Origin of the sequence: Gemmobacter lanyuensis, from assembly GCF_014652355.1 — a bacterium.
In the GTDB taxonomy this organism is placed as follows: domain Bacteria; phylum Pseudomonadota; class Alphaproteobacteria; order Rhodobacterales; family Rhodobacteraceae; genus Gemmobacter; species Gemmobacter lanyuensis.
Genome location: NZ_BMYQ01000024.1, coordinates 1 through 17,110, shown reverse-complemented (window position 1 = coordinate 17,110; position 17,110 = coordinate 1). Strand labels below are relative to the sequence as shown.

The following is a 17,110-nucleotide window of genomic DNA, read 5'->3' as shown; positions in this document are numbered from 1 at the left end:
CAACTATATCAGTCACTTACGCAGCGCCCTCCGGGGCGCTTTTTGCATTCGTCCGTTTACATCAACGCCACATCAACTCCACACCAGAAAAACCGCAGCAGCACGCATAATCACGCAGTCGCAGGCAGCGGCAGGCAGTGCCAGCAACGTCACCCTGCGTCATGCGCCCTCTCACTGGCCGACAAGTCACGGCGCGAAGCTGCAAACAAGTTCAATCCAGTTGTAAAAGCGCGGATTCGACGGCAACTTAGGGGCGAGACCATTGTATCTCGCGCGCCCTCTTGGGGCGTCCGTGCCAACAAACCGGACCCACATTGGGCTATCAAGTTTTTCGCAGGAGTGCCCTTGAGTTACTGGATCGATCAGCCGCCATCCGCGAGTAACCTACGCTTGTTTATGTCCGATGGGGGATGGCTGGCGTGGGATGATCAGGAAGAAGATGGCAAGACCCGTCGCGGAGCAAGTGGACAAGTCGAAGAACGACTGTTGTCGGCGCTAAATGCAACAAACCTGATGGCCCTACTTGGTTCGGGCGCATCCTTTGCTGCGAAGAATGCGGATGGCAAGCAAGCCCCTGGCATGGGTGATCTTTGGGACGATGCTCGGCAGAAGGTTGGGGAAGATGATTTCGACAAGGTTGTAGCCGAGGTCTGGGGCGCGACCGACAAGAAGGACATCGAGTCGCTTCTCAGCCTGTGCAAGATGACGGTCGAGCTGCAAGCTGCCCGCGGGGCAGCCGCTGGCCAAGATGTCGCTGACGACAATCCACTTGACCTGCCTTCTTTCGTCCAGAAAGCCGAACAGGCGATCTTGGATCGCGTCGACTTCGTTTCGGAGAACACGGACCTCATCTCCCACAAGGAGTTCCTGCGTCGCCTCGCCCGCCGAAGCGCCGAAAAGGCGCGGGTGAAGCTCTTCACGACGAATTACGACCGTTGCATCGAGGAAGCCGCTGTCGCCCGTAACTTGGCTCTCATCGACGGTTTTTCTCACTCTGCGGTCCAGCGGTTCAACCGCGATCACTTTCAGCAGGACATTGTGCGGCGATCCGCCAGCAGCACGCGCGCAGACTATGTTGATGGGGTTTTCCACCTCTACAAGCTGCACGGGTCGATGGACTGGCGGCGGCGCAAGTCCGATGGTGTGGTGATCCGCCGCCTTGGACATGACGGGAACCATGAGCCAGTGCTGATCTACCCGCGCTCCTCGAAATATCAGGAGGCGTTCGCGCCGCCCTACCTCGACATGTTCGCGGCTTGGCAGGCTGCACTGCGAGAGCCTGACACGACATTGATCGTCAGCGGTTTTGGATTTGCCGACGATCACATCAGCGCACCGATTTGGTCCGCGCTCGAGTCTAACCTTTCAATCCGTCTCGTGCTTTGCGATCCCTGCTTCGTGCCAGTTGCCGAGTTGGATGACACAGGGCTTATTGGCGAAGCCCATGTAATCGAGAAGACGAACGACAAGCTCAAGGACTACCAAAATCGCATTCTTCGGCTCGTGAGGGAGGGCGACAGCCGGATCACGGTCCTGAACGGCCGATTCAGTGATCTGGCCCTCGCGTTGCCTGAGATCATGGGAGAGACCGACCGGCAACGGCTGGAGGCTCGGCTTGAGCGTATCCGGGGGCAGGACCATGGCGAAGGATGACCGCTCGGCGCTGATCGACGGGGAAAAGCGCCTTGGTACCGTGACCAAAGTCAGCGCGTCCGGGATCGAACTGAACCTGCCACAAGCCCTCGCCGCGGCCGGTCGGCGTGGCATTGCGCGTGGGACGGTAGGCGACTTCGTCTTCATCGACTGCGACCAGGCAGTCATCCTCGGACGCATCGTCGAAGTCCAAATCCCCGACCGCAACCGTCCCGCCCTTGAAAGACAGATCGAACGCGAGCCCAGCGTGGAGCCGGTTGGCAGGGTTCAACTGCTCGCCACGATCCGTAAGACGACGCAGACGGTCGTCAGAGGCGTGCTGGTGTCACCGAGGGTCGGCGACGGTGTTTTCGAAGCGAATGGCCCCGCACTGTCAAGCTCGATCCAAGCCGCGCTCTTCGGTGGCGTCGATGTACAAGATGGCGCACAGCCGATCGCTGTGTCCCTCGGTCGAATATCTGGCATCGACGACGCCGAAATCGCGTTACCGCCGGAAAAGCTGTTCGGCCGCCACTGCGGCATCTTTGGTGCAACCGGTGGCGGGAAGAGCTGGACGCTGGCAAAGCTCGTTTCCGAAGTCGCTCGTCTGGGTGGCAAGGCCATTGTCTTTGATCCGACTGGCGAATTTTCGGGCAAGCTGCCCGGCGCGGTTGAGTACGTCTTCACGCGGGCCGAGGTTGGCCAGACGCTGGTCAGGTTTCCTTCTGAAAGGATGACCGAGTTATCGCTTTTTGCACTCCTGCGCCCAACCGGTCAAAGCCAAGGACCGACCATGCGCGAGGCGATTAGGAGCTTGAGACTGGTTCGTGCCCTGCGAAACGACGCCGCAATTGTGCCGGAGCAAATAGGACAGAGACAACGATTCTTCAAAGAAGCATTCGGAACAGTGCTGGTAGAGCAGGACTTCACGGTCCAGAAGACCGGGCAGTCAATCTCGGAGTACAACAGAGCCACAGCCCACTACTCAACCGCAATGGCATCCGAGTTGTGCGACTTCGACGTGGCTCTTCTCACAGACCAGATCGTAAACGAGTGCATTTTTCCAAGTGACAACCGAAATCCGGGGTTTTTTGGCGGCAAGGCCGAAGCTCCGTTGAACTACTGCAATACGTTGATTGTGCGGATGCGGGGAATGCTGGCGTCCTCAGAGCTGCGGTGCCTGTTCGGGAGCGAGGGCGAAGATATCTGCACCCTGCTCGATGGCTTCCTGAAAGACCCGCAGCAACGAATATGCCTGATCTCGTTCAAGAACGTCAGTTTCAACCACAACGCCCGCGAGCTGCTTCTGAATACAATCGGCGAGTATCTCCTTGGCCTTGCCCGTGCCGACCGTTTCCGCGCACAACCCGTCATCTGCTTCCTCGATGAGGCACATCAGTTCATGGGGCGTTCGGTAGGGGACGAGTTCAACAGCGTCTCGCTCGACGCATTCGGCTTGATAGCCAAGGAAGGCCGGAAGTACGGGCTTACGACTGTTCTCGCTACACAGCGCCCCCGCGACGTTCCGCAGGACGTTCTGAGCCAGCTTGGGACGTTGTTCGTCCATCGGCTTACGAATGAGCGCGACCGCGAGACAATCGAGCGGGCCTGCGGTGATCTGGACAGGTCGGCTGCAGCCTTTATCCCGTCGTTGAGCCAAGGCGAGGCAATTGTCTTGGGACCGGATCTTCCTGCTCCCCTACCGATCCAAATTACTGCGCCCGACAAAACTGCACAGCCAACCTCTCGCGGGCCAGATTACCAGCGCGCCTGGCGGCAACTCTGATCAGGTTCGCCGTGCTGGCCTTTCCCGGCCCAACGTTCATCTGCACGCCCGTGCCTGATCGCGCAGCACGGCGTAGTCGCTGAGCATCCGGACGATGACGGCGCCCTCTGACAGCGCCTCAACCTCGTCGGCCGCGCGCGCCTGCTCAGTTCTGGTGTACTCGACCACGGGTGGGCAGGGCGCGATGGCTTCAGAACCGCCCATCGCGCAGCCGGTCAGCCAGAACGTCGCGATCAGCAGGGCGGCGGGCGGCGGCGTCGAGCATCTGGCGGTGGATCGCATCGTTTCTCTCTCTTGCATCAAGCCGTTCGGCGACGCGCCCGGCGCGTTCGCCAGCACGGCGCAAGTTGAACAGGCACAGCAGGATCGCTGCGGCGACGAGGAACAGGCCCAGCGCCTTGCGCGCCGGGCCATGGGTGAGGAGCCGGCCGATCACCGCTGGCCCCGCTTCCAGTCGTCGAGCCGGGCGTGGATGGTGACCGCGATGCCGATCAGCGCGATGGCGATCAGCACCCAGCGCAGCGTGTCGAGGTAGGGCACCAGCGGCTGGATCGTGGACTGGGTTTCCGCGAGGACGTCCTGCAGCACTTCAACACCGGCGGCGCCGACGGTGGCAACGCCTGCAGCACCCCCGCCCCGGAGCGTGCGGCTTTCCGACAGGACTTCGCGCGCGGGCGGCAGCTCCGGCGCGAAGGGTACGGCCCGCGCCGGGAAGGGGTCGCCCCAGGATCGGGCAGGCCCGAGGTCGATGTGCATGAAGCCAGAGCGGGGATAGTATCCGAACCCCAGGAACCCGACCGCCCTCGCGGCCGCCTCGAAGGCGGCGGGATCGTGGTTCGCCATGGCGATGTCGAAGGCGGTGCCCTGCAAGTGCTTCGAGGCCGGGGCCCCGCCCACGGCGCGATTGTGTTCCGGGCTGCGATAGGCGGAGCGGATGATCAGCGGCTTGCCCAGCCGGTCGCGCAGGGCCTGCAGTTTGTCCATGGCCTCGGTGTTGATTTTCAGCGCGCCGGTGCCGCGGCAGGCGATCTCGGCGGCCGAGAAGTTCGGCCAGCGCCAGGTGTTGGCGGGCACGTTGCGCCAGTTGGGGTAGGTCAAGGTGGGCATGGTGGATCCTCTTGATGAAAAAACCCGCCTCTGGGGCGGGGGATGTGGTCGTGGTGGTGTGGTCGCCTGGCAGTCAGTCGGATCGGCCGCGTTGGAAGGCATCGAAGAGCATGTCGCGCATGGAGCGGATGTCGGTCTCGATTCGGTCGAGGCGGTCGCCGTCGGCCTTGCGGTCCTCGCTGCGCTGCCGGTCGATCCGGTTCCGGTCGGCGATGAGCTCCCGGTCGAGACGATCCAGCAGGGCCTCGTTGGTGAAGGCCTTGCGGGTGATCGCCGCGATAAGGGCCATGGTGCCGCCAATCAGGGCGGTCAGCGCGGCGGTAATCCCGTGGTCCCGAAAGGCCCGCGCGACCTCCCTGGCGAGAGTGGTCTGATCGTTCATGGTGGTCCTTTCATTGCCGCGGTTTGCGGTCGGTCAGAAGTCGGTTTCCAGGTAGACCCCGGCGCAGTCGTAGGCGACGGCGGCGGCCGTTGCGCCGGTGTTCAGGAACAGCCGTGGCGACAGGAATTGCGTGGCGGCGGGCAGGTCGGCGTTGATCTCCTGCTCGAAGACCGCACCCGAAACCTCGTCGACGACGCGCGCCCAGACAGAGCTTCCGTTCGGCGGTGCCGCGATAAACAGCGTCAGCACCCCGCCAGTCGCGATGGCGAAACTCGCCCCCATGTCGGTCAGGGTTGGCGCCCCGGTGCCATCGTTCGCGACCAACTGCCAGCGGGTGTGCGTCCCGCGCTGGAAGCCGATGCCGATACAGTTGACGGCTGCGGCCAGCGTCAGGTTGGTCGCCAGCGCGGCGGTGGAGCCGTAGAGGCCGAAAAAGCCCATCCCGGTCGCCAGCAACGTCGTCAGCGAAATCCTCGTCACGAAGGTCCAGCCGCCGAGGCCTGCCGCGTTGCCCCGCCAGCAGGCCCAGCCTGCGGATCGCTGGTCGGCCACCGAGTCCACGACCGCCGCCGAGGTCAGACGCCAGCGCCGCATGGAAGCAGCAAGGTTCGTCGCGGCCAGCGTCGGGTGCGACACGGTACCAACCGAGGTGATCGGCAGGCCCTCAGTCGTGATCGTGGTGCTGACCGAGGGCGACCAGTTGGCGATCCGGTTCACCCCGAAATGCGGCTGGAGCGGGAAGTCCCGGCCCGAGGGGCGCATCACGTCGATCCACGGCGCCCCGGCACGGTTGCGCGCATAAACGGAGGCCTTGCCTGCAGGCGGCGGGGTCGGCGCGGCGCTGAGGCCCGGCAGGACCGTCGGCTGCGGCAGTTCCACCTGGCCGCTGGTGCGGTCGATCCGGATCGCGTCGAAGAAGGCCGAGCCATCCGGGCTGACCTTGAAGCTGAAGTCGTCATTGCCCAGGAGGCCGATCAAGGCCCGGGCCGAGAAGCCTGTCTTGAACGCGAAGGCAGCGTCATTCCCGGCGGCGGCCTTGTTCACCGTCGCTTCGATGCCCGCGCCTGCGTTGTTCAGGAGCACAGCGGGCGTGTTGACCGACAGTCGGTTGAAACTGTCGGCCGTGGCCCCGCCGAGGCCCAAGAGTTGCGCGGTCAGGTTCGCTTGCGGCATGGCGACCTGGGTGACCGTATTGGCGAAGGTCACCGTGGGCGTGTTCACCACCGTCGTCCCGCCCGCCCCGGCGGTGGCCGAGCCGATATTGACGACCGTCGTCGATCCGGAGGCACCGCCAGTGCCGATGTTCACGGTCTTGGTGACGCCCGTCGTCGTGGCGCCGGTGCCCATCCCGTAGGTGGCGGTCGTCGTCGCCGTGCCGATCGAGGCGCTGGCCGCTGATACCGTCACGGTTCCGGATGCCGTCAACGTGCCGGAGAAGGTCTTGTTGCCGGTGAAGGTCTGCGTGCCCGCGAGGATTGCCAGTTCGGACGAGGTGTTCGGCAGCGTGAAGCTGCGCGTGGTGCCCGCGCTGATCCCCGCCAGCGAGAAGGTGGCCTTCTTCGTCGGATCGGCGTCGTTCACCAGGCTGAACACGGCGTCCGACACGTCGCGCGGCTCGCCCACCACCTCCCAGGCAGCACCGGTCCACACGAGGAACAGCCCCTCCGCCGCGACCCAAGTGAGCCAGCCGGTGCGCGGCACCAGCCGGATCCATGCGCCGTCCACCCAGAAGGCCACGTTCAGATCCCAGCCAGCCCAGAGGCCCGTTGCGCCCGAAGCCACCAGATGCCGGTCGCCATCGGCGGGGCTGGCCGGGGGCGTGGTGCGTGTGCGGTCGAGGACCGATAGCTGCACCATGGCGTCTAGCAGGCGCAGGGCGTCGTTGTGGGTAACATGCTTCTGCGCCTGCGCCGCCAACAGGTAAGGCAGGCCCAAATGCGTCGTGGTGTCGGACATGATGAATCCCGTCAGAACTGGAGGATCACGGTCGCAGGCGTACCGCGGCCGAGGCGGTTCGAGAGCTGGAAGATGCGGATCGCCAGCGTCTGGCCGGTGCCGAGCGGCGCGCCCCAATCGGCGCTCTGCTGCGCCGCGGAGTAGAGGACGGAGGTCGTGGTGCTGGTCAGCGTGCGCTTGACGGCGGCCCCGTCGAGGATCTGCACATCGTAGCTTTCCAGGTCCTCGGCCAGCGGCACCTCGACCTGTTCCCAGGCATCGGCCACGAGTGCGCGAGATCGCCGAGTCCAGCGGATCGTCAAATCGCCCGGGCTGAAGGCCGTTCGCCACGGCTGTTCGACATGGACCGGCGCGAAGGGCACGAGACCCCGGCCGGTCGGGGTGAAGCCTAGTGCGGCGTAGCTGTCGTCGGTGACGGCGCGCGCAGCCGGACCGACCCGCCAGTTCCAAGGCAGACCGAGATCAGCCTCGGCAATGGGCAGCGAGGCCAGTGTCGTGTCCAGCACGACCACCCGCGCCCCTGCGGGAGCTGGATTGCCCATCGCGTATTCCGTTCCGCGCTGGCCGCGCAGGAGGCGGGTCAGGCGGTACCGGTCGGGTGCGATCAGTTCAGCCTGACCCGCCTGGACGATCTCCCACTGGCCAGAAGCAGACTCGACCGCCAGTGCGTTCGCCCCGCCGAACAGCGCGACGTCGGTCACGCTTTCCAGCGTTCCGGACAGGAGATCGACCACCAGCGCGTTGCCCAGATCGAAGCGGGAGGTGGGGCCCGGAAAGAAGTCGAAGGCCAGCGTGCCGATCCGGGCCCGACTGCCGAAGGTGGTCAGGAGGTTGAACCCATCCGTGGAGGCACTGCGGAAGACGGCGATCTCGCCCGGCCAAGGGCTGGCATGGGCGGCGATCAGTGGGCGATGCGCGGGCTGGTCCTCCGAAATCTGCGGAATGTCCAGCATCACCACCTCCGGCGTCCCGAAGACGACGGGGCTGGCCAGCGAGGTAGGGCGGGGATCGCCGGGCGGCAGGTCGTAGGCGGCACGATCCTGGCGCACCGCCTCGATCCCGCGCGCCTCGGCATCGGCGACCGAGACGAGCCGGAATTCCACCTCGCGACCATCATGCGCGAGCCGGATCACGTCGGCAGGGTCGAGGGCAAGGCGCGAGGGCGGCAGGCGGAAGGTGGCGCTTTCCCGGCCGATCCAGGCTTCCATCAGCGCGCGGCGGCAGCGGCGTTCCGCCTCTTCGGGCGGGATCGCCATGGGAAAGGATTCGGAGGCGATGCGGCTAGTGTCGACGGTGATGCGCCGCGCCTCGACAAGGGCCGCGTCATAGTCCTCATCCGCCCGGGCGACCTGCCACTTCAGCGCCTGGGGCAGTTCGGTCTCCTGGCCGCGCGTCAGCTCGAACGCCTCGCCCTCACGGCTGGCGACCAGATCATCGACCGCGAAGGTGAGGCTTGATGCCCGGCCGCGCATGACAAAGCGGATCACGCCCTCCGTCTCGATGGCATCGAAGCCGAAATGCCGTGCCAAGGTGGAAATCGATGCGCGCGGGCTTTCCAGTGCGCCGATCACATAACCCTCGACCGCGCCCCAGAGACCGGAAACGTCGATGAGGTCTGCCGCCAGTCCCGCGCGCAGGCAGAGGTGGCGCACGAGCGCGGCCAGCGACACCGCGCCCAGCCTGCCGGTCAGCCAATGGCCAAGGCGCCAATTCGGGCCGTCGGTCCAGACCCCGGTAAGTTCCGGAAAGAACGGATAGGGCCGCGCGTCCCATGTCCAGGCGGCGCATTCAGGGACATGGACCATCCGGCCGCCGTAGACGGATGAGGTCGGGTTGTTCGCGCCCTGACCCCACCAGAGAAAGCTGGCCTCGAGGTAGGCACGCTGGATCGCGTCATCTCGCCAGCCGCGGGAGAAGTAGGGCGTGAAGCTCTCGGACGACTTCGGGTCGAAGAACACGTTCGGCTGGTTCGTGCCCCGGTCGATGGCAGGGCAGCCCAGTTCCGTGAACCAGACGGGCTTGGACTGCGGCACCCATGCGGTGGGCGTGCCGCTTTCCACCCCGCCCGGGCGGTTGAAATGCGGGTTCGACCACCAGGCGCGCAGGTCCTTGTAGCGGAAGACCCACGGCTTGCCCGCGCTGCCGTCGGTGATGGGCGTGCGGATCTGCGCCGACCGGTCGGCGGCGCTGGCATAGAACCAGTCGAAGCCCTCGCCGCCTGCGATGTTGGCCTGCAGGTAGCCACGGTCATGGATCGCGGGCCAGCCTTGAAGGGCGTCTGCATGTTCGAAGCCGTCGCGCCAGTCCGACAGGGGCATGTAGTTGTCGATGCCGATGAAATCGATGTTGGCGTCCGACCAGAGCTGGTCGAGGTGGAAATAGACGTCGCCACTGCCGTCTCCCGGCTGGTGGCCGAAGTATTCTGACCAGTCGGAGGCGTATCCCACCTTGGTGCCCGGCCCGAGGATCGACTTCACCTCCGCCGCCAGCGCCTTGAAGGCGGTCACGGCGGGATAGGCGCTGGCGCTGGAGCGGATGGTGGTCAGCCCGCGCATCTCGGTCCCGATGAGGAAGGCATCGACACCGCCCGCGACAGCACAGAGATGTGCGTAGTGCAGGATCATCCGGCGCAGGCCCCAGTCGCCGGAGGGCCCGGTCCAGTTCACGTTGTCGCCCGACACCGCGAATTGCGCCGGTGTGGCCGCGCCGAAGAAGCTGGAGACCTGCGTCGCGGCAGCTGCCGTCTTGTCCGCGGTCCCGGCAAAGCCTGCCGCCGGGGAACAGGTGATCCGGCCCCGCCAGGGGAAGGAAGGCTGGCCCGGCGTGGCGGCATTCGCAGTGTATGGGTTCGGCAGCGTGTTGCCGGGCGGGACGTCCATCAGCAGGAAGGGGTAGAAGGTGACGCGCAGCCCGCGCGCCTTCATCTCGCGGATCGCTTGCGCCACCGCGAAGTCGGCGGGCGTGCCGCCATAGACTGGCCGGTCTTCAGCATCGCGGCTGACTAGATGCGCATTGGCCCGCGCCACGCCGTTGACGGTCCAGACCTCGGGGCTGGTGGTCTTGGTCGCCACCTCCACGCCCGGCTTGATCGTGCAATTGCCCGCGCGCAGGTCATTGCCGAACCAGGCGACGACGAGGCTGACACTCTCGACGGCCGGGGCCATGGCCTGCAGCCGGTCGAGGGCCACGACGATATCGGCCTCGTCGGGCAACGCGTTCAGGTTCTCGGCCGAGGTCGTGCCGCCGGTGGTCTGGCCAAAGACCGTGGTGGATGCCCCGACTGTCTTGCGGACAGCCTCCGTCGCATAGGTGAACTCGCCCGAGGCGGGGATCATCGTCACCGCCTTGACCAGCCCCTCGGCGGTGTCGGCATCGGCCAAGGGCCGGAAGACCTCGAAGGACAGCTGCGGCAGGCGGTTGCCGTAGGTGGAAAGCGGCAATTCCTCGAAGATGACATAGGCGGTGCCGCGATAGGCGGGGGTGTTGGCGGCCCCCATCTTCGCAGCGATAAACGGATCGGCCGCTTGCGCCTCGTTGCCGGGATACCAGCGCCAGGTGATGCCGGTCATGTCGAGAGGCTTGCCGTCTGCCCAGATGCGGCCGATGCCGGTGATCGGCCCCTCGCATAGGGCGACCGCGAAGGACGCATAGTAGAGGTATTCGGTCGTCTGGACACGGCCGCCGCCCCCGCCCTTGCCGCCGCCCTGCGTCGTGGTTTTGGTCTCCTCGCGGAAATCCGTTGCCCAGATGATGTTGCCACCGATGCGCATGCGCCCATAGAGTCGCGGGATGATCGCGCCTTCGGTCGCGGATGTGATGCGCAGGCTGTCGAGGCGCTGGCCCTCGATCTTCTGCGCCGGGGCCAGCGAGGACACGATCCAGCTGTCGACGACCGATCCGATGGTCGAACCGATGAAGCCGCCGATGGCGGCCCCGGAAAAGCCGAGGATTGCGCCGCCGAATGCCCCGCCGATGGCGGAACCGACAGCGCCGAGGACAAGCGTGGCCATGGAAAAAATCTCAGCGTGCGGGGAACAGGAAGGCGAAAGCGATGCGGCGTCGCCATGCTGGTGTCAGCGGTTCCTCGATCACGCCGAGGCGTTCATAGGCGTGGAGGAAGGTGTCTGGGCCGGTGAGAATGCCCACATGCTTGGCGATGGCGCGGGGCATCATCCGGAACAGGATAAGCGCGCCGGGCGGTGAATCTGCGGTTGCGATCTCGGGCATCATCGCCCGCGCGCCGTCCGCCAGCACCTCGCGAGGGCCGGTCTCGCCCCAATCCCGGCTGTAGGGCGGGATCGGGAACGGCTCCGGGCCGACGACTTCGCGCCAGACACCGCGCGCAAGGCCGAGGCAGTCGCAGCCGACCCCGCGCAGGCTGGCCTGGTCGTGGTAGGGCGTGCCAAGCCACGACCGCGCGACGGCGATGACAAGGGATGGATCGGCGGTCTTCACAACACCGCCCCCTCGTGTCCGCCGTCCTTGCTGGCGTAACGCAGCCCGTTCGGCGGGCAGACAGTCCCCCGGACTGTCTGCTTGTCCGCCTCACCCTGACCCGGAATGCGCGTCACAACACACCCCCTTCATGGCCACCGTCCTTGGTGGCGTAGCGAAGGACTGCGTCCTGCCCTGGGATATGTGGAAATCCGCGGAAGTTGGCGACATTGGCGAACTTCGCGCTGCAGGTCGTGATCCGCTTGTCGCAGCCCGCCCGGACCACGAAGGCGTCCGTCGCCATGATCGGCCGCACCGGCGCTTCCAGCAGGGTGAGGATCGCCACACCGTCGACGAGGTCATGGGACAGCACTTCGACCCGCCGCCCGGCATTCGTGCCACTGGTCCATTCGACAAGCCCGAAGGCGAACCAGCCCGCCGCGAAGGTGCCGAGGCCGTATGCGGTGAACGCTCGGTCGCGCAGCACATCGATGATCGCGCCGGTCCCTTTGAAGGCCGGTGCCTCGAGGTTCGCCCCGCAGCGCACATCGCCCAGCGCGGCATCGCAGCTGGCCTGGAACGTCCGCCCGACCGTCTGGCCGAGCATATGGGCGAGGCTGCGCACCTCGGCCACAAAGGCGAGCCGCCCGCGCCGGATCTGACCGATGGCCCCGCGTCGAAGGAGTACGCGCTGCGCGGGGCTCGCCCAGTTCACGCGCCAGACCTCGACCGCCGCATTGTCCCATCTGCCATCAAGGATGTCGGTCTCGGTGATCCGGTCGGAGGACAGCACGCCTTGGGCATCCTGCGCATCGACGGAAAGGTCGGAGCCGGATCGCACCTCTGACGCCGTAAGCCCACTTTCCGGTTCGAACTCGGTCCCATCGAAAGCCAGCGTTCGGTCGTGGTCGGTGAAACCGAAGGTCACGCCATCGGCCCGGGTGATGCGCCAGCACCAGGCGAGCATCGTGGTGCCTTCGTCGAGATGCGCCTGCAGCGCGGGGTTCAGGGATTTCATGTGCGGATTTCCACGAGTGGGATCGAGGTGATCGACCCGAGGCGTTCGAGATCGAGGGTGACGTCGAGGGCGTCGGTGTCGAAGCGGACAGGGACGTCGAATTCGAAGCCTGCGGTGATGGCCACGCCCGCGGCGGGAGCCGTGACGAATGTGATGAGACCGGTGGTCGTGGAAACCGACCAGCCGGAGGCCTGGGGCGTGCCGTTCAGGGCGATGGTCACGGTTCCTGCGACAGGTTTGGTGATGGCCCGCGACCAGGACTGCGCGCCGGAGGTGTAGCGCTTGGTCAGCTGAAACAGGGTGGCCGCCCCGTTGCCGGTGGCAATCGGCTGGTTGGTCGGGCCCGGCGTCTGTGATGGCAGGCAGGACTTGAAGTCGGCCCAATCCTTGAAGCGGAAGCCATGCAGGCGCCCGTTGCGGGCCTCAAAGAAGGCAACGACCGTCGCCAGATCGTCGGCGCGGCGGATGCCGTAGGCGACATCATAGCGGCGGCGGCTGTTTGCCCAGCTCGCGTTACGTTCCTCGGCCCCGCTTGCCAGCTCAACGATCTGGGTGCGCCGCTCGGGGCCACCGCGTGCCCCGCGGCTGATGTTGTCCGGAAAGCGGACCTCGTGGAAGGCCATCACATCCCCCTTCGACCCAGCGACACAGCGCGGGCGATGTCGCTGGCGACCTGCGTTCGCGACTGGCGGAAACTCTCGGCGTCGCGGGCGTTGATCGTGACGTTGACGGTCGAGACGCTGGCCTGGCCGTAACCGGCCGCCTCGCGCCGGGAGAGAACCCGTTCGCCGCGTTGCAGGATCGCGGGCACCTCATCCGGCCGCAGCCCGGCCCAACCGCCGTTGTGCATGCGTGGGGCACCGGCAAAGGCGAGGGCCGGGACCATCCGGCCGGGACCAGGGGCGCCGACGATCCCGCCCGCATGCAGGATGTTCGCGAAGATCCCACCCGCGCCGCCCAGCGCGCCGGAAAGGGCATTGGCGATGGGGCCGAGGATGAAGCGGCGGGCTGCCAGCTTCGCCAGATCGGCGATCATCGACGTGACCAGATCGCGGAAGTCGAGCTTTCCGGTCTTCACGAAGTCGCCGATGGCGTCCTCGGCGCTCTGAAACGCGCCGACCAGCGCGCTGCCGATATCCCCGCCGATGTCGCGCGCCTTGGCGGCATAGTCGGCGAGTGCGGCGGTGACGGCCTGCCAGCCGGTCAGGGCGGTCTCCGCACCTTCGGCCGCAGCGGTTCCGGCCGCGCGCGCGGCACCGCCAGCACCATCGGCGGCGGTGGCCGTGTCGTTCAGCCCGGCCGTGAGGGCATCTGCCGAGGCGCCTGCATCGGCGAGTGCGGTCTCGGCCTCGGTCCCCGTGCCTGTTACGGCATCCTTTAGCGCCTGCCAGCTGGCCAGCGGCCGACCGGCAGCATCGGCGAGCATGCCTGCCGCTTCGCGGAACCCATCGGCCCGAGCGAGGGCATCCTCGGCCATCGCGCCGAGGCCGAGGTCGGGCGGCTCGAGGTAGGTGCGTGCGAGGGCCGCCGAAAAGGCATCCGCCGCCGCAGCCCCTGCGGCCGTTGCTGCGCCTTCGAAGGGATTGCCGATGCGGCCGAGTTCCACCGGATCGAGGATGCCGATCCGCACGCCACCTTCGCCGGTGGCCCATTCCGGTAGCAAGGCCAGCGCCGCGTTCAGCGTCTCGATGAAGCTGTTGATGCGCGTGACAACGCCGTTCAGCATCGCCTCGACGCCGGAGATCAGCCCGTTCGCGGCCTGGAAGGCGAAATCGCCGATCGCCCCGGGCAGACTGCCCCAGATCGCGACGGCCGCATCATAGGCCCCCTGGAAGATTGCGGCTGTCCGGTCACCGAAGCTGACGACGCCTGCGATGGTCCCTTCCAGCGCCGAAAGACCGGCGGCCTTCAGCCCCTCCCACCCGGCCGCCATCCGCGCGAGGGCAGCGTCCAGCGACAGCCCGATACGGGACCAGACCTCGCGGGCCAGATCGCCGAGCAGGCGGAAGGCCTCGCCCACGCCGCCGACACGGGCGACAAGCTGCGAGAACTGGTAGACCAGCTCGCCCGCGCCGACGATCAACGCCCCGATGCCGGTGCGGATGAGGGCACCGCGCAGGAACACGAGCGCCGTTGCGAGCCCGCGTACGGAGAGGGCGGCGGCGGCCAAGCCCGCCACCCAGCGCCCGGCCATGACGGCGGCGAAAGTCGCGGCATAAGAGGCGAGACGCCCGAGATTGCCGATCAGCGCGTCGATGGCCGAGCGCAGGATCCCGCCATCCGAGGCCAGCGCCACAAAGGCATTGGCGAGCGCCTCGATGGTCGGGGCAACGGCCACGGCGATGCGATTGCGCAGGCCATCGAACACGAGGGATACGGTGCCCAGCGCGAGTTGCGTGCGGCGCAGCGCTTCCAGCGCATCACTGTCCAACACTGCGCCAAGGTCCGAGGCCTGGTCGCCAAGCCGCGCCATTTCGGCCCCGCCATTGCGCAGGAGGGGGATCAATCGCGTGGCGTCCGAGGCCATGGCCTCCAGATAGAAGGTCATCTCCTGCTGGCTGAGCCCAGCGCGTTCCAACGTGTCGACGTAAAGCTGCAGGGCTTCGGGGCCTGAGAGGCGGGCGAACTGGTCTGCGGTGACGCCCACTCGCGGGGCGACATTCTCGAAGAAATCCGCCATCGGCCCGCCGCCGGTCTGCAGGAAATCACCGACTCGGTCGTTCACGTCCTTCAGGATATCGGCCAGCTTCTCCTGCTCGATGCCAACCGTTCGCGCCCCCGCCAACCAGCGCTGCAACGCCTCGGGTGTGGCATTGGCGACCTGCGCGAACTGCCGGATCTGGGCAGCACTCTCGGCGGTGGAGCGGACGATCAGCCCGAGGGAGGCCGTGGCGGCTGCAGCCGCGGCCCCGAGGGCAAGACCGGCTCGACGGGCGAAAGCGGCCAGCCGGGTGTTCGCCAGTTCCATCTCGCGTGACAGGCGGCCGAAGCCACGGGCACCGGCCTCGCCGACACCCTCCAGTTCGGCGCGCACGCGGCGTCCGCCCTCCGCCACGAGGCGGACGGAGACCTTCTTCTCAGCCATTCCGGCGTCCTTCCATCTGCTCGTTCAGTTTTCGCACCATCACTGCCTCGACCTCGGGCAGCAGTTCGGCGGCGATCAGGGGGTTGATGCCCAGCGCTTGCGCCAGCGCGAGGGCCGCCCCCATGTCCCATCCGATGACGGCCCCCGGCGCGATGCGCAGCTGGCCACCAAGGCGCTGGGTCAGGTCCCAGACCTGCCAGCCCTCGACGGTCAGCGGCCGGTTCAGCCTTGCGGGGCAGTCCGGGCAGGGGCCCGCGCAGGCCGCGCAGTAGCCGTCGCCCCCGCCGAAGGACCAGTCGGCGAGGGCGCAGAGGCGTTTTTTTCCGCGTCCAGCATCAGACCGTGGGCGACGTATTGCGCCTGGAAGGCTTCGAACACCGGCCAGATTTCCAGGAGGGCATCGATCCCGGACGGGCTGACGGGCACGAGGTTGCCAGCCTCGTCGCCGACGCCTTCCCATTCCAGCACCGCGCGGCGGGCGACGGCCTTGGCCATTGCCAGCGCCATGTCCTCCTGGCTTGACGCCTCCGGCAGTTTGTCGATGGCCGGGTCGGCGCGGGCGGAGACCATGAGCGCGGTGGTGAGAGGGGCCACAAGGACGCGCAGGCCGGGCAGCAGGTCCAGCCATTCGGGGCGGTTCGACAGGTTCAGTCGGATCATGGTCAGTATCCCGTGACGGTGTTGACGAGGACGGCGGTGCACATCCGGGCGGGGCTGGTGGCTTTCGCCGCCTGCCAGTCGAAGGTCGCCTGGATGCCCTGCGGCCCGGGGATCTCGATTCTCGGGACGGGCAGGTAGACGGCGTGGGTGGTGAAGGTAAAACTGGTGTTCGCACCGAGGCTGTAGGCAAACTCAAGCTCGCAGGGCGTGCCGTCGATTGCCTGGGTGACGAGGGCGCTGTCCGCGAAACGCACTTCGATCCGGCCGGTCAGCGCAGCCATGCCGGGATCGGCGCCCTCGATCTTGCCGTCGTTCCGGATGGTCTCGATCCGGTCGAGGCCGTTGGCATAGGTGATCTCGGCCGAGACGACGTTGCCCAATGCGGTGCCGTTGCGCTTCACCAGCCCGTTGAAATGGCCGAAGCGCTGCAAGCCCAGCGCGGTCGGGGTTCCTGCGGCGGTGGTCGTGGCAATCGCCTCGCCCTGTGCGATCAGGCGGGCGGTCGCGGTCAGTAGACCCGAGCGGTTCATCTGCCACGACAACTGGTCCATCACGCAGCCCGCATACATCGCGAAGCGCGGCACCTCGGGCATCGCCACTTCGATGGCCATGGAGGGCAGCGTCCAGTTTCCCGACTGGAAGGTGTGGGTCTTGGGCGTGGTACCGGTCGTTGTCGGTGCCCCGAAGGCGGCCTTCAGCCAGAAGCCGAAAGCCTCCACATCGATCGGCACCACCACCTCGCCATCGGCGGTGACGGCGTCCTTGATCGGGGCCAGGGGATCGCGGCCGTAGCCGAGCAGTTCCGAATTCAGCAGCGGCTGTTCCGCGCCGAGCGTGGTCCGGGCGAAGGGCATCAGCCGGTAGCCGCTGGCGGGCGGGGTGCCATAGACAGTTTCGAACGCAAGCGCCATCTGCGCCCGCGCGCCGTGTGCGCGTGCCATGGGGGTCTCCTATGTGGGAAATTCAGGCCAGAGGGCCGGTCGTGGTGTAATGCACCCAACTTCATCAGTTAAACGGCTAAGCAATTGATACTATTGAGCCTGGAAGGCC

At 66.6% G+C, this 17,110-nt stretch carries 14 protein-coding genes; 2 read left to right on the top strand and 12 right to left on the bottom strand.

Annotation, left to right across the window (positions count from 1 at the left end):
• Together IE101_RS19205 and IE101_RS19200 are read left to right on the top strand one after the other, a co-directional pair.
• Nucleotides 1-1,653 (top strand): SIR2 family protein (locus tag IE101_RS19205; RefSeq protein ID WP_229804323.1); only part of this gene is annotated, 1,653 nt, incomplete at its 5' end.
• On the top strand, nucleotides 1,640-3,418 hold the full coding sequence (locus IE101_RS19200) for an ATP-binding protein (protein WP_189635459.1): 1,779 nt from the start codon (nucleotides 1,640-1,642) through the stop codon (nucleotides 3,416-3,418). The genes IE101_RS19205 and IE101_RS19200, both read left to right, overlap by 14 nt.
• 190 nt (nucleotides 3,419-3,608) lie before the next feature.
• Here the strand turns inward: IE101_RS19200 and IE101_RS19195 are convergent, their stop codons facing one another.
• The 12 genes from IE101_RS19195 to IE101_RS19140 form a co-directional block, all read right to left on the bottom strand.
• The gene (locus IE101_RS19195; protein ID WP_189635458.1) at nucleotides 3,609-3,854 is read right to left on the bottom strand and encodes a hypothetical protein; all 246 of its coding nucleotides are present in this window, start codon (nucleotides 3,852-3,854) and stop codon (nucleotides 3,609-3,611) included.
• Nucleotides 3,851-4,525 carry a YcbK family protein gene (locus IE101_RS19190; protein WP_189635457.1) on the bottom strand — a complete coding sequence of 225 codons (675 nt, stop codon included), beginning with the start codon at nucleotides 4,523-4,525 and terminating at the stop codon, nucleotides 3,851-3,853. Before IE101_RS19190 ends, IE101_RS19195 begins: the two co-directional genes overlap by 4 nt.
• Before the next feature lie 73 nt (nucleotides 4,526-4,598).
• Entirely contained in the window at nucleotides 4,599-4,907 is a 309-nt protein-coding gene (locus IE101_RS19185) for a hypothetical protein (protein ID WP_189635456.1), read from the bottom strand.
• A gap of 33 nt (nucleotides 4,908-4,940) precedes the next feature.
• The gene (locus IE101_RS19180; RefSeq protein WP_189635455.1) at nucleotides 4,941-6,863 is read right to left on the bottom strand and encodes a DUF2793 domain-containing protein; all 1,923 of its coding nucleotides are present in this window, start codon (nucleotides 6,861-6,863) and stop codon (nucleotides 4,941-4,943) included.
• A gap of 11 nt (nucleotides 6,864-6,874) precedes the next feature.
• A complete protein-coding gene (locus IE101_RS19175; RefSeq protein ID WP_189635454.1) occupies nucleotides 6,875-10,873 on the bottom strand; it encodes a baseplate multidomain protein megatron in 3,999 nt (1,332 codons plus the stop codon).
• A 10-nt stretch (nucleotides 10,874-10,883) separates the two neighbouring features.
• Nucleotides 10,884-11,318 (bottom strand): NlpC/P60 family protein, encoded by a 435-nt coding sequence (locus tag IE101_RS19170; RefSeq protein ID WP_189635453.1) that lies wholly within the window; start codon nucleotides 11,316-11,318, stop codon nucleotides 10,884-10,886.
• A 112-nt stretch (nucleotides 11,319-11,430) separates the two neighbouring features.
• Nucleotides 11,431-12,315 (bottom strand): phage/gene transfer agent baseplate hub protein, encoded by an 885-nt coding sequence (locus tag IE101_RS19165; protein ID WP_189635452.1) that lies wholly within the window; start codon nucleotides 12,313-12,315, stop codon nucleotides 11,431-11,433.
• Entirely contained in the window at nucleotides 12,312-12,938 is a 627-nt protein-coding gene (locus tag IE101_RS19160; RefSeq protein ID WP_189635451.1) for a DUF2460 domain-containing protein, read from the bottom strand. The genes IE101_RS19165 and IE101_RS19160 overlap by 4 nt, the downstream gene beginning before the upstream one ends.
• Nucleotides 12,938-15,400, bottom strand: coding sequence for a phage tail tape measure C-terminal domain-containing protein (locus IE101_RS19155; protein WP_189635450.1), 2,463 nt, complete (start codon nucleotides 15,398-15,400; stop codon nucleotides 12,938-12,940). Before IE101_RS19155 ends, IE101_RS19160 begins: the two co-directional genes overlap by 1 nt.
• On the bottom strand, nucleotides 15,393-15,554 hold the full coding sequence (locus tag IE101_RS20020) for a DUF7697 family protein (protein WP_444542716.1): 162 nt from the start codon (nucleotides 15,552-15,554) through the stop codon (nucleotides 15,393-15,395). The genes IE101_RS19155 and IE101_RS20020 overlap by 8 nt, the downstream gene beginning before the upstream one ends.
• Before the next feature lie 68 nt (nucleotides 15,555-15,622).
• Complete coding sequence (locus tag IE101_RS19145; protein ID WP_189635449.1) at nucleotides 15,623-16,060, bottom strand: phage-derived protein YdaY family protein; 438 nt, start codon at nucleotides 16,058-16,060, stop codon at nucleotides 15,623-15,625.
• A gap of 2 nt (nucleotides 16,061-16,062) precedes the next feature.
• On the bottom strand, nucleotides 16,063-17,001 hold the full coding sequence (locus IE101_RS19140) for a phage tail tube protein (RefSeq protein WP_189635448.1): 939 nt from the start codon (nucleotides 16,999-17,001) through the stop codon (nucleotides 16,063-16,065).
• Between the last annotated feature and the right edge of the window lie 109 nt (nucleotides 17,002-17,110).